General features: G+C 74.6%; 11 protein-coding genes. 6 read left to right on the forward strand and 5 right to left on the reverse strand.

Annotated elements, in window-relative coordinates:
- Window positions 1-44 precede the first annotated feature (44 nt).
- Window positions 45-1,187 carry a hypothetical protein gene (locus tag G3I41_RS15520; protein WP_239081651.1) on the reverse strand — a complete coding sequence of 381 codons (1,143 nt, stop codon included), beginning with the start codon at window positions 1,185-1,187 and terminating at the stop codon, window positions 45-47.
- Complete coding sequence (locus G3I41_RS15525) at window positions 1,117-2,088, reverse strand: phosphatase PAP2 family protein (protein WP_203601133.1); 972 nt, start codon at window positions 2,086-2,088, stop codon at window positions 1,117-1,119. Before G3I41_RS15525 ends, G3I41_RS15520 begins: the two co-directional genes overlap by 71 nt.
- A gap of 216 nt (window positions 2,089-2,304) precedes the next feature.
- Between G3I41_RS15525 and G3I41_RS15530 the strand changes: the two genes are divergently transcribed.
- Window positions 2,305-2,901, forward strand: a complete 597-nt coding sequence (locus G3I41_RS15530; protein ID WP_164400796.1) for a histidine phosphatase family protein — start codon at window positions 2,305-2,307, stop codon at window positions 2,899-2,901.
- A 222-nt stretch (window positions 2,902-3,123) separates the two neighbouring features.
- Here the strand turns inward: G3I41_RS15530 and G3I41_RS15535 are convergent, their stop codons facing one another.
- Window positions 3,124-4,470: a tetratricopeptide repeat protein gene (locus G3I41_RS15535; RefSeq protein WP_164400797.1), complete on the reverse strand. Its 1,347-nt coding sequence runs from the start codon at window positions 4,468-4,470 to the stop codon at window positions 3,124-3,126.
- Window positions 4,471-4,721: 251 nt separating this feature from the next.
- Between G3I41_RS15535 and G3I41_RS15540 the strand changes: the two genes are divergently transcribed.
- A complete protein-coding gene (locus G3I41_RS15540) occupies window positions 4,722-5,108 on the forward strand; it encodes a hypothetical protein (RefSeq protein WP_164400844.1) in 387 nt (128 codons plus the stop codon).
- Window positions 5,109-5,204: 96 nt separating this feature from the next.
- Window positions 5,205-6,095: a fused MFS/spermidine synthase gene (locus tag G3I41_RS15545; RefSeq protein WP_343242138.1), complete on the forward strand. Its 891-nt coding sequence runs from the start codon at window positions 5,205-5,207 to the stop codon at window positions 6,093-6,095.
- A gap of 36 nt (window positions 6,096-6,131) precedes the next feature.
- Here G3I41_RS15545 and G3I41_RS15550 read toward each other — a convergent pair whose 3' ends face one another.
- Window positions 6,132-6,665, reverse strand: coding sequence for a hypothetical protein (locus G3I41_RS15550; RefSeq protein ID WP_164400798.1), 534 nt, complete (start codon window positions 6,663-6,665; stop codon window positions 6,132-6,134).
- Window positions 6,666-6,733: 68 nt separating this feature from the next.
- Between G3I41_RS15550 and G3I41_RS15555 the strand changes: the two genes are divergently transcribed.
- The 3 genes from G3I41_RS15555 (at window position 6,734) to G3I41_RS15565 (ending at window position 10,439) form a co-directional block, all read left to right on the forward strand.
- A complete protein-coding gene (locus G3I41_RS15555; RefSeq protein ID WP_164400799.1) occupies window positions 6,734-7,438 on the forward strand; it encodes a response regulator transcription factor in 705 nt (234 codons plus the stop codon).
- Window positions 7,435-8,835, forward strand: coding sequence for a HAMP domain-containing sensor histidine kinase (locus tag G3I41_RS15560; protein WP_164400800.1), 1,401 nt, complete (start codon window positions 7,435-7,437; stop codon window positions 8,833-8,835). The genes G3I41_RS15555 and G3I41_RS15560 overlap by 4 nt, the downstream gene beginning before the upstream one ends.
- A 128-nt stretch (window positions 8,836-8,963) precedes the next feature.
- A complete protein-coding gene (locus G3I41_RS15565; RefSeq protein WP_164400801.1) occupies window positions 8,964-10,439 on the forward strand; it encodes a cellulose binding domain-containing protein in 1,476 nt (491 codons plus the stop codon).
- Window positions 10,440-10,587: 148 nt separating this feature from the next.
- Here G3I41_RS15565 and G3I41_RS15570 read toward each other — a convergent pair whose 3' ends face one another.
- Window positions 10,588-12,375, reverse strand: coding sequence for a 2-isopropylmalate synthase (locus G3I41_RS15570; RefSeq protein WP_164400802.1), 1,788 nt, complete (start codon window positions 12,373-12,375; stop codon window positions 10,588-10,590).
- Window positions 12,376-12,473: the final 98 nt, after the last annotated feature.

Below are 12,473 nucleotides of genomic sequence, written 5' to 3' on the forward strand. Positions count from 1 at the left end.
CGCCCGGCCGCTCTCCACGGCCTCCAGCCGGGCCAGCGCGGTGATCAGCGACATACGGCCCGCCCCTCCAGCGCCTCGGCGCGCAGGGCCGCCGCGCGGCGCAGGGCGGCGACCGCCGGATCGGCCGGATCACCCTCCTTGCCCGCGGCCGCCGCCAGCACCCCGGCGACCGTCGTCAGTCCGCCCAGTTCGCCCCGCACCCCGCGCCCCAGCGCCTCCACCGCCCCCTCGGCGCGCGCCCGGGCCCGGCAGTGGAACGCCAGCTCGCAGGCGGACAGGCACTCCGGCGCGTAGGCCGCGGCGACCGACTCGACCGCCGACTCCAGGTCCTCGCAGGAGCGCTCCGGGTCGAAGGAGGCGCCCTCGGGGAGGGCCGCCGCGATCTCCTCGACGCGGGTGAGCCGGGTCAGCTGGCGGCGGGTGACGGCGCGCTGCTTGCGTACGTCCACGACGGAGGCGGCCGGCAGGTTCGAGAAGTCCTTCGGGCACACCAGCAGCACCCGGTGCCCCACCCGGGCCCCGTCGGTGACCTCCGCGACCCGTTCGAGCGCCAGCACGTACACCGCGGACTGGCGGGCGGCGGCGCCCACCTTCGCGGCGTCCGCCGAGCCGTCGATCATGGGGAAGGACTTGATCTCGACCACGGTCCAGGTGCCGTCCGGGTGCACCACGACCGCGTCCGGCTCCAGATAGGCGGGGGAGCCCGCCACCTCCAGGGCCAGCATCGGGTGGTCGAGCAGCGCCCAGCCGCCCGCCTCCGTCGCCTCCCGCAGCGCGAGCGCGGTCCTGGCCGCGCGGCCCTCGGGCCCGGCGGCCGTCAGATCGGGCGCCGCCACCTCGCTCGGCGGTTCACCGGAGCCGCCGAGCCGCTCGTGCAGCAGGCGCATCAGCTCCGTACCGCCGTCGGCCTTGACCCGGGCCTCGAAGGCGTTGCCCCGCATGAAGGCGAACTGGGACTGGCCGAACGGGGCCGGTGAGCCCAGCGCGGCGGCGAGCGCGCCCTTGTCGACCCCGGCCCCGTCGAGCAGGGCACGGCGTTTGCAGCCCGGATTGGCGGCGAGGGCGGCGAGCGCGCGGGCGTCCAGCGGGCGCGGGGCGACCGCCGGGCCTCTCAGCTCAGCGAGTCGCTGCCGCAGGGTCCCCGTCGGGGGCGCGCCCTGACCCGTCGGCGCCGTCGGCCCGGGCAGGCGGACCGGCCGCTGCTGCCGCGTCGGATGGTTCTGCGGAGGAGGTCCGCTGGCCGGGGATTCGCTCACCCGCCGAAGTCTCGCACCCGGCACTGACATCCGGGGACCCCGTCGCGGCGGAAGCTCCCGGGAAGCGGGTCAGGACCGAGGCCCTGACCCGGTCGGCGAGGCGCATCACGGGCCGGGCGAGCAGCGCCCCGACGCCCATCACGGCGCAGCCGGCGACCGCGTCGAGCAGATAGTGGTTGGCGGTGCCCATCACGATGAACGTGGTGATCAGCGGGTAGGCGACGCCCGCGGCGCGCAGCGCGGGGTGCTTGGCGTGGCGCCACAGCAGGATGCCGCACCACAGCGCCCACCCCACGTGCAGGCTGGGCATGGCCGCGTACTGGTTGGTCATCCCGCCCATGCCGCGCGGCGCGCTCGCCTCCGCACCCCACCAGCCGTACGAGCTGTACTGCGCCATCGTGTCCACGAACCCGTGCTTCGCGTCCAGCAGCCTCGGCGGGCACGTCGGCATCAGTGTGAAGCCGATCAGACCGAGCATCGTGGAGGTCATCAGCCAGGTGCGGGCCCTGCGGTACGCGGCCGAGTGGCGCCGGAACATCCAGATCAGGACGGCCGGGGTGACCACGTAGTGCAGGGAGGCGTACGCGAAGTCGGACGGAACCCCTAGGGAGGGGTGCGCCGTGAAGAGGCGGTTGAGCGGGTGCTCGGCGTTCAGGTACAGCGCCTTCTCCAGGCGCAGGATGCTCAGGCCGTGGTCGACGGCCGTGGACACGTCACCGCGTACGAGGAGGCGGCCGCAGGAGTACGCCGCGTACACCAGGGCCAGAAGCGGCAGCTCGGTCCACCAGCGGGGCCGGTGGCGCGGAGCATGCGCGGTGGTGGCGTGCGGCATCCGGAACTTCTCCATCACGTGTACATGCGGCCGACTGCGGGCGTTCAACCGTACGGTGCGCGTCGGGCGCGATTCCCCCGGGGGTGCGGTCGGCACCCCCCAGCTGCTGCGATGCGTCTGTGGTCAAGGGGACGCCGTCGCGGCCCGCCGGGTTGCCTCATCGGCGGGTACGGGATGATGGGGACAAGGTCTTGGCTTTTCAGGGAGAACCCTCATATGGCACCGCGCATCCTGCTCGCCCGTCACGGGCAGACGGAATGGTCCCTCAACGGCAGGCACACCGGCAGGACGGACATCCCGCTGCTGGACGCCGGACGCGAGGGGGCCGCGCTGCTCGGCGAGCGGCTGCACCGGGGGCCGTGGACGGACCTCCACGGCCTGGAGGTGCGCACCAGCCCGCTCGTCCGGGCCGCCGAGACCTGCGCACTCGCGGGCTTCGGCGACCGCGCCGAGCCGTGGGACGCGCTGATGGAGTGGGACTACGGGGCGTACGAGGGGATGACGCCGGCCGAGATCAGGGCGGGCCGCCCTGACTGGTTCATCTGGCGCGACGGGGTGCCGGAGGGCGAGAGCACCGCCGAGGTGGCGGCCCGGGCCGACGAGATCGTGGAGTGGGCGCGGTCCGCCGACCGGGACGTCCTGGTCTTCGCCCACGGCCACATCCTGCGGGCGCTCGGCGCGCGGTGGCTGGGCGAGGACATCTCCTTCGGCGCGCGCATCTGGCTGGCCCCGACGTCGCTGTCCGTCCTGGGCTGGGCGTACGGCGCCCCGGCGATCCAGAAATGGAACGACACGGGGCACCTCGAGCGGTGAGCGGTGCGTGCGCCTCAGCCCGTCCGGCACGCTGGGCGGAACCGGTGCGCCGGTGAAACCCGGCCCGTCCGGCGTTCGAGGACGGAACCCTCTGCCCCGGTCCGGGGCGCATCCGCCCAGCCCTCGGGTCAAGGCCCCGGGGCAGGCACCGCGGCCGTGCGCGACGCTTCCGTCCTCAAACGCCGGACGGGGTGGGGCCGGCCCGGTTGACAGGGGGCGGCCTCAGGCGCAAGAGGTGACCCGGTCCAGGAAGTCGCGTACCGCGGAGGGCGCCCCCGTCCGGGGCCCCAGGGCCCCCACCGCGTCGCGCAGTATCGACCGGATGCGCGACGACTGGACGTCCTCCAGCAGGTCCAGGACCGCATGGCCGGCCGCTGCCGCCTCCTCGGGGCGGCCCCCTCGGGCCAGGTCCCAGGTGAGCTCGGCGCGGTACAGCGCGAGGTTGCGGGTGAAGTGGGGGTCCTGGAGCCGGACCGCCCGCTCCGCGTGGCGCGCGGCCCGGGACCAGTCGCCGAGCGCGGCCCAGCACTGGGCCTCCAGCATCTCCAGCTCCGCCTCGCGGAAGAAGCTCATCCACTCCGGGTCCGCCCCCGACACCCCCCGCGAGAACGCGGAGTGCGCCCGGCCGAGCGCCCGTTCGCAGCCCGTGCGGTCCCCGAGCCCCGCCCGGCCACCCGCCTCCCGCAGTGCGAGCAGCGCCCGCAGCCGGGGCGAGCCCAGCGGCTCGGCGGCCCGCTGCCCGGCCTCCGCCGCCCGCACCGCCTCACGCGGCCGCCCGGTGTCCCGGGCCAGGAACGACACGTTGCAGAACGCGTGCGCCTCCAGCGCCGGGTCACCGGCGACCCGCGCGGTGGCCAGCGCCTCCGCGTAATGCGAACGGGCGTCCTCGAAGCGGCCCGAGTCATGGGCCAGCCAGCCCACGGAGATGGCCAGCTCACCGGCGCCGGAGTGCAGCCGGTCCGCCGTGGAGCGCCGGTTCACGGTGCCCGCGTCGAGCAGCGCGTACGCCGTCCGCAGGGGTTGCGAGGCGCGCCGGTAGAGCCAGTCGCCGCCGTGCCGGTCGTCCAGCACCCGGATCTGCCGCACCGCCCGCTCGACGGCGCTCACCTCCGTATCGCCGACCCGGCGTTGCAGGGGCAGGGCTGCGGCCGGGCCGCCGAGGCCCAGCCCCAGGGAGACGGCCGCCACCGCGGTGGTGCCGCTCGTCATGAACACGCGACGCAGCACGTCGCTCTCCTCGTCGTCGCCGCCGGGCTCCGGCGGCGGGGCAGTCGGGGGCGGGGCGTCCGCGGCGGGCCTGGCCGCCCGCCCGCGTACGGAAGCGCGGGGCGAGAAGCCCAGGTCCTCCAGGGTCGTCCCGGGGAACATGTGCAGGAAGACCCGCTCGTACGCGTAGTTGGGACAGCGGATCTCGCCGGACTCCACGCGTCCGATGTACCGGGCGTCGCACGCGACCTGCTCGCCGATCTCGCGAGCGGACCTGCGTACCGCGGCAGCGAACTCCCCGGCGGAGCGCGGGCCGCGCAGCCGCCGGAAGGCGAGGTTGGGAACTGCCCGTGTCGACACCATGGCATGGCCCTCTCGGTGCGAGCCGGGCGCTGTTTCCGGTGTCCCGGCGGAGCAAGAACGTACCGTCCGTGACGGGGTGCACACACAGCGTTTGCGGATGAAGCGGGCATCTCGGTCGCGATCCGCCATGAACTGCCACCCTTTGCGGCGGTGTCGCACCGTAGCCCTTGACGCGGTCGGCGCGTTGGTCCTCACGGAGAGGGAGTACGGAGCGCGGCTCCGCCCCCGGCGATGAGAGGAGAGGTCCCTTGTTGCACACCGACCTGGCGGACGGCGGCGCGGCCGCCGGCGAACCCTGTGATCTGGTGACCGTGCCCGCCCGGCAGGGCCTGGAGGCCGTGGACATCCTGCGCCGGGGCGCGGCGCGGGACGTCGTGGGCCCGGTCATCCACGACGGAGCCTGCGACACCCTCGGTTTCCTGGTGCCGCCGGGCACCGCGCAGGGCTGGGACGTACCGGGCAGCGCCTGTACGCGGACCGACGGCCGGGGGCTGCGCATCCCCGCCGAGCCGCCGGTCTCCGGCAGCGGCTGGCTGCTGCCGCCCGCCGCGGACACCCCGGTCACCGACCCGGCCGTGCTGCGCGTCGCGCTCGACCAGGCGGCCCGGCTGATCGAGGCCGCCGACAACTGCCGCTGAGCCGTCCGCCCGCGTCGCACCGATAATGGCGGGACGGCGGGCCGTGCGGATCGGCCCGTCCCGGACACGGTGAGCAGCGGGCAGGGGCGAGAAGCAGTGGCACGTCGAGGAGCGGCCGGCGGCGACCGCAAGGGGCGCGCGGGTCGCGGAGCCCCGGAGGGCAACGTCTCCGAGCCCGTGGACGGCGGACTCGCCGAACTCGTGCCCGACCGGGAGCGCCGGCGTGCCTGGACGCTGACGATCGACGGGGCCCCGCAGTCGCACGTCGACCTGGACGACCCCACGTACCTCTCCTTCGAGTACCAGCGCCGCATCGGCCACATCGCGGACCTCGTCGCCCCCGCCGGGCAGCCGCTGCACGTGGTGCACCTGGGGGGCGGGGCCTTCACGCTCGCCCGGTACATCGCCGCCACCCGCCCCCGGTCCACCCAGCAGGTCATCGAGGTGGACGAGGCGCTCGTGCGGCTGGTCCGCCGCGAACTGCCGCTGGACCCGCAGGCCAGGATCCGGGTCAGGTCCACCGACGCCCGCGCGGGGCTGGGGAGGATCCAGGACGGCTGGGCCGACCTCGTCATCGCGGACGTCTTCAGCGGCGCCCGCACCCCGGCGCACCTGACCACCACCGAGTTCCTCGCCGAGGTGCGCCGGGTCCTGAAGCCCGGCGGGAGTTACGTCGCCAACCTCGCGGACGGGCCGCCGCTGGCCCACCTGCGCGGCCAGATCGCCACCGCCGCCACGGTCTTCCCCGCACTCGCGCTGGCCGCCGACCCCGCGGTGTGGCGGGGCCGCCGCTTCGGCAACGCCGTCCTGCTCGCCTCCGACACCGTGCCGGAGATCGCCCAGCTGACCCGCCGCGTCGCGACCGACCCGCACGCCGGACGCGTCGAACACGGCCGCGCCCTCACGGACTTCACCGGCGGCGCGGCCCCGGTGCGCGACGCGGAGGCCCGTCCGTCACCGCCGCCGCCCCCGGACGCGTTCCGCTGAGTTCTTCGCGTACGGGTGGCTTCTTTCCCGTACGGACTACGAGTTGACGATGTCCACCTGGGGCGCGTGGTCGTTCCACGTGCAGAAGACGGAGACCGTGGTGCCGTCGTCCCGGGCGAAATCGACCCGTATCCACGTCGTGTTGGACCACACCCGCATGGACCAGCCCGGTTCCGGGGTCGCCGAGACCAGCTCCGCCGAGGCGGCCCCGATCTCGAAGACGACCCGGCCGCCGTCGGTGGCGTAACTCCGCGCCTTCCCGGCCGCGGTGGCCGTCCCCGACGCCGGACGCGGGGTGTTGGGCGCCGGGGTGCGGGACGGGGACGGCTTGCGGGAAGGGGGCGCGGGCGGCTTCGGGGCGGTGGTCCGGGGCTCTGGTGACGGCGAGGGGGCGGGGCGGTGCGTCGAGGAGGTCAGGCTCTCCGTGGTCGGCGGCGCCACCGGCACCGCGCGCGGTGGGTCGTACACCGTGCCGGCGAGCACGGCGTGGACACCCCACCACGAGACCGTGACCGCCGCGCCGGTGGCGAGCGACCACGCCAGCGCGTGTACCAGAGCTCGTTGCATCATCAACATCCTGCACCACGAACCAGGTGGACATGACACCCGGGCAGATCGGATGGCGTACGGTGCCGCCCATGCCCAGTGTGCTCGTGGTCGAGGACGACCAGTTTGTACGTTCCGCCCTCATCCGGCACCTGACGGAGGCCGGTCACACCGTACGGAGTGTCGGCACCGCTCTCGAAGCGCTGCGCGAAGTCGCCCATTTCCGGTTCGACGTGGTCATTCTCGATCTCGGGCTGCCCGATCTCGACGGTTCCGAGGCCCTGAAGATGCTGCGCGGCATCACCGACGTGCCCGTCATCATCGCGACCGCCCGGGACGACGAGAGCGAGATCGTGCGGCTGCTCAACGACGGCGCCGACGACTACCTCATCAAGCCGTTCTCCGTGGAGCACCTGTCGGCCCGGATGGCCGCCGTGCTCCGCCGGGCCCGGGCCGCCGGAGGCGAGGCGCCGCCCCCGCGCGTCATCCAGGTCGGCGGACTCTGCGTGGACCCGCTGCGACGGCAGGCCGAACTCGACGGCACCGCGCTCGACCTCACCCGCCGCGAGTTCGACCTGCTGGCCTTCCTGGCCGGGCGCCCCGGCGTCGTCGTCCCCCGCCGGGAACTCCTCGCCGAGGTCTGGCAGCAGTCCTACGGCGACGACCAGACCATCGACGTCCACCTCTCCTGGCTGCGCCGCAAACTGGGCGAGACCGCGGCCCGGCCGCGCTACCTGCACACCCTGCGCGGCGTCGGCGTGAAGCTCCAGCCCCCGGCGCCGGAGCGACCGGCATGAGATGGGCGCTGGTCAAGGTCTGCCTGGCCGTCACCGCCATGGTCGTCATCGCGTTCGCCGTGCCCCTGGGGCTCGTCGTCAAGGAGATGGCCCGCGACCGCGCGTTCTCCGACGCCGAACGGCAGGCCGCGACGATCGGCCCGACCCTCTCCATCACCACGGACCGGACCCAGCTGGAGAAGGCCGTCCTCACCACCGAACCGGGCGCCGCCGGCCGGATGGCCGTCCACATCCCGGCCTCCGGCGAGCCCGACGGCATCGCGGCCGACATCGGCAGGGGCCGCGCCACCCCCGGGGAGCTGGAGGCCGTACGCGTCTCGGGCCGCGCCACGATCACCGGGGTCGCCGGCGGCTCCGTGCTGCTCCAGCCGACCGCGGTGGGACCCCGGGACATCGCGGTGGTCGAGGTGTTCGTCCCCGAGGCCGCCGTGTCCCACGGGGTCACCACCGCCTGGCTGATGCTGGCGGGCGTCGGCGTCGCGCTGATCGTCGGCTCGGTCGCCGTGGCCGACCGCCTCGGCATCCGCATGGTCGGGCCCGCACGGCGTCTCGCGGGCGCCGCCCACGACCTGGGGGAGGGGCGGCTCGGCACCCGTGTCCCCGAGGAGGGCCCCGACGAACTGCGCTCCGCCGCCGTCGCGTTCAACTCCATGGCCGACCAGGTCGTCCAGCTCCTCGCCAACGAACGCGAACTGGCCGCCGACCTCTCGCACCGGCTGCGCACCCCGCTCACCGTTCTCCGGCTGAACGCCGCCTCGCTCGGCGAGGGACCCGCGGCCGAGCAGACCCGGGCGGCCGTCGAACAGCTGGAGCGCGAGGTGGACACGATCATCCGGACCGCCCGGGAGCAGCGCCCGCAGACCCAGCCGGGCGGGCCGGGCGCCGGGTGCGACGCCTCCGAGGTGATCCGCGAGCGGATGGCCTTCTGGTCCGCCCTGGCCGAGGACGAGGGCCGCGAGGTGCGGCTCGCCGGGGTGGACCGTACGGTGCGCATCCCGGTCGCCCGGCCCGAACTGGCGGCGGCGCTCGACGCGTTGCTCGGCAACGTCTTCCGGCACACCCCGGAGGGCACCGCCTTCGCGGTCGACGTGCACCACAGCGGTGACGCGGTGATCGTGCTGGTCTCGGACGCGGGCGGCGGGATCGCCGACCCCAAGGCGGCCCTGGCGCGCGGCGGGGCCCGGGACGCGGTGGGCTCGACCGGGCTCGGGCTCGACATCGTGCGACGGGTCGCCGAGTCCACCGGCGGCGACGTGCGCATCGGCCGCTCGGTACTGGGCGGCACGGAGGTCCGGGTCTGGATCGGGCTCGACGGACAGCGCCCGCGGGGTGGCGGGCGGGGCCACCGGGTGGGGCGGCAGCGGCGGCGCCGGGGCGTCGGACGCCCGAACCTTTAGCCTGGCCGATGCGCTCCTTAAGGCAGTCCTAAGAACCTCGACCCCGGTCCGGCTCGCCCCATTTGCCCGTTCCGCAGCCGCTAGCGTGCTCCCGCATCCCCACTCCCGCACGACGAGGCAGGCACGCGATGGGCACCAGTACGCACCGGCGCACGATGGGCACCAGGACCAAGGTGATCGGCTCGGTCGTCGCGGCCGCGGTGGTCGGAGGGACGGTGTTCGCCCTCACCGGCACGGCGCAGGCATCGTCGGTCGGCGCCGCGTACACCCGTACCAGCGGCTGGACCGGTGGCTACACCGGGCAGTACGTCGTCACCAACGACACCGCCTCGGCGAAGTCCGGCTGGACGCTGGAGTTCGACCTCCCGGCGGGCACGAAGCTCAGCTCGCTGTGGAACGGCGACCACACCGTCAGCGGGAACCACGTCACGGTCCGCCCCGCGGCCTGGAACAAGCAGCTGGCCGCCGGGCAGTCCGTCACCGTCGGCTTCGTCGCCGCGTCCGACGGCACGGCGGCCGACCCCACCGGCTGCCTGATCGACGGCGCCACCTGCTCCGTGGACCCCGGCGCCACCCCCGAGCCCAGCGGCCGCCCCACCGGGTCCGCGCCCCCGTCCCCCACGGCCACCCCCACCGGGAAGCCCACCGAAACGGCGCCCCCCACGCCGACCCCCACCCCCACGAAGACCGACGACGGCGGCTCCACCGCGGCGGGCGCCCGCTTCGCCCCGTACGTGGACACCTCGCTCTACCCCGCGTACGACCTGGTCGACACCGCGAACAGGACCGGGGTCAAGCAGTTCAACCTCGCCTTCATCACCTCCGGCGGCAGCTGCGCCCCGCTCTGGGGCGGGGTCACCGGCCTGCGCGACGACCACGTCGCCTCCCAGATCAGCGCCCTGCGCGGGGCAGGCGGCGACGTCCGGGTCTCCTTCGGCGGGGCCGCCGGCTCCGAACTGGCCCTGCGCTGCGCCTCGGCGGCCGACCTCGCCGCCGCGTACGGCGAGGTGGTCGACACGTACAAGCTGACCAAGGTCGACTTCGACATCGAGGGCGGCGCGCTCCCCGACACCGCCGCCAACACCCGCCGCTCGCAGGCCATCGCCCGGCTCCAGAAGGCGCACCCCGGCCTGGACGTGTCCTTCACGCTGCCCGTGATGCCCGAGGGCCTGACCCAGCCCGGCGTCGACCTGATCGCGGACGCGAAGAGGAACGGTGTGGACATCGGTGCCGTCAACATCATGGCGATGGACTACGGCGCCTCCTACAGCGGCGACATGGGCACGTACGCCGTCCAGGCCGCCACCGCCACCCAGGCCCAGATCAAGGGCGTGCTCGGGCTCTCCGACGCCGAGGCGTGGAAGGCCGTCGCCGTCACCCCGATGATCGGCGTCAACGACGTCAGCACCGAGGTCTTCAAGGTCGAGGACGCCACCCAGCTCGTCGCCTTCGCGAAGGAGAAGGGCCTCGCCTGGCTCGCGATGTGGTCGGGCACCCGGGACAAGGAGTGCGCGGGCGGCGCCAAGCCCACCGCGGACGCCTCGTGCAGCTCGATCGCCCAGGAACCGCTCGCCTTCACCAAGGCGTTCGGCGCGTACAAGTAGGACCGGCACCCAGGACCACACCCCCTCCGCGCACCCCGGCCCGGCCCCCTTCCCCCCACCCCGGCCGGGGTGCGCGCCCCACTGCCCCCGGCCGGGACGAGCACCCCCCCTTCCTCCTGGCCGGGGGCGCACCCCGGTCCGCGTGGAGCTACCCCCGCGCCCGGTTCACCGCCGACAGCACCGCCGCCACGGACGCGGCCACGCCCGAGGCGTCCCGCCCCGCGCCCCAGCGTTCCTCGCCGCCGACCCGGCAGCGCGCGTACGCGGTCGTGGTCCCGGCCCCGTCCGGGTGCTGCTCCGGCAGTTCCAGGACGGCCGCCTCCACCCCGGCCGCCGCCAGCGCGTCCGCGAACGCCGTGACCGGGCCGCTGCCCGCCCCCTCGTAGTCGCCCTCCCGCTCGTCCACCCGCAAGGTGCAGACGAAGCGGTGCTCACCGGCCGGGCCGGTCTGCGCCGACCAGGAGGTGAGGGCGACGCCGCCGTCCCGCCCGGGGACCAGGTACGCCGCCTCGAACAGGTTCCACAGGTCCTTCGGGGTGGCCTCCGCACCGCTGTCGTCGGTCGCCTCCTGGACGGTGCGGGAGAACTCCGCCCGCATCCCGGCCGGCAGGTCCACCCCGTGGCCGGTGCGCAGCAGATGGGCGATGCCGCCCTTGCCCGACTGCGAGTTGACCCGGATGACGGCCTCGTAGGTACGCCCCACGTCGGCCGGGTCGATCGGCAGGTAGGGCACCTCCCACAGCTCCGACGCACTGGTCGCGCGGCGGGCGAAGCCCTTGCTGATGGCGTCCTGATGGGTGCCGGAGAACGCGGTGTACACCAGGTCCCCGCCGTACGGATGGCGCGGCGGGACCGGCAGCCGGTTGCAGTGCTCGACCGTGCGGCGGATCTCGTCGATGTCCGAGAAGTCGATCATCGGGTCGACGCCCTGCGCGTGCAGGTTGAGCGCCAGGTTGACCAGGTCGACGTTGCCGGTGCGCTCCCCGTTGCCGAACAGGCAGCCCTCCACCCGCTGGGCGCCCGCCAGCACTGCCAGCTCCGCGCAGGCCACGCCCGTGCCCCGGTCGTTGTGCGGGTGGACGGAGAGGATGACCGAGTCGCGCCGGGCCAGGTGGCGGTGCATGTACTCGATCTGGTCCGCGTACACGTTGGGCGTGGCGATCTCGACGGTGGCCGGCAGGTTGTGGACGACCGGCCGGTCCGGCGAGGCGTCCCACAGCTCGGTGAGACTGTCGCAGATTGCCAGGACGTAGTCGGGCTCGGTCAGGTTGAAGACCTCGGGCGAGAACTGGAACCGGATGTCCGCGCCGGGCCTGGCCCGGGCCAGCCGGTCCATCCGCCGGGCCGCGTCCAGCACCACGCCGTGCACGTCGGCCCGGTCGCGGCCCAGGACCACCTCGCGCCAGACGGGGGCGGTCGCGATGTAGAGGTGGACGACGACGCGGTCCAGGCCGGCCACGGACTCGAAGGTGCGGTCGATCAGGTCGGCCCTGGCGGGGGTGAAGACGACCACGGTGACGTCGTCGGGGACGGCCCCGCTCGTCGCCAGGTGCCGTACGAAGTCGAAGTCGGTGCGGCTCGCGGACGGGTAGCCGACCTCGATCTCCTTGAAGCCCATCGCGACCAGCAGGTCGAACATCCGCCGCTTGCGCGGGGTGTCCATCGGCTCCGCCAGCGCCTGGTTGCCGTCCCGCAGGTCGACCGGCACCCAGAGCGGGGGACGTTGGATACGGGCCTGCGGCCAGCTCCGCCCGGTCAGCGGGACCGCGACCCGGTCGTACGCGGAGCGGTAGCGGTGCGAGGGCATGGAGCTGGAGCGTTGCGGGTTCCAGCGGGGCGCCGCCTGGGGGACCGGGCCGCGCGGCGTGCAGATGGTGGGGAAGCTGTGCATCGGGGACCGGGCGTCGGACGTGGCCGCGGACATGGACTCGGGCATGAACGGTGTCTCTTCTCGCATCGCCGGATGCGACCGGCACAGCACGGCACCCCGCGGCGGGGTGCCGATCGCTTCAGGCCCCGCCGCGGCAGCCGAGA

The organism is Streptomyces sp. SID9727 (assembly GCF_010550605.1).
In the GTDB taxonomy this organism is placed as follows: Bacteria; Actinomycetota; Actinomycetes; order Streptomycetales; family Streptomycetaceae; genus Streptomyces.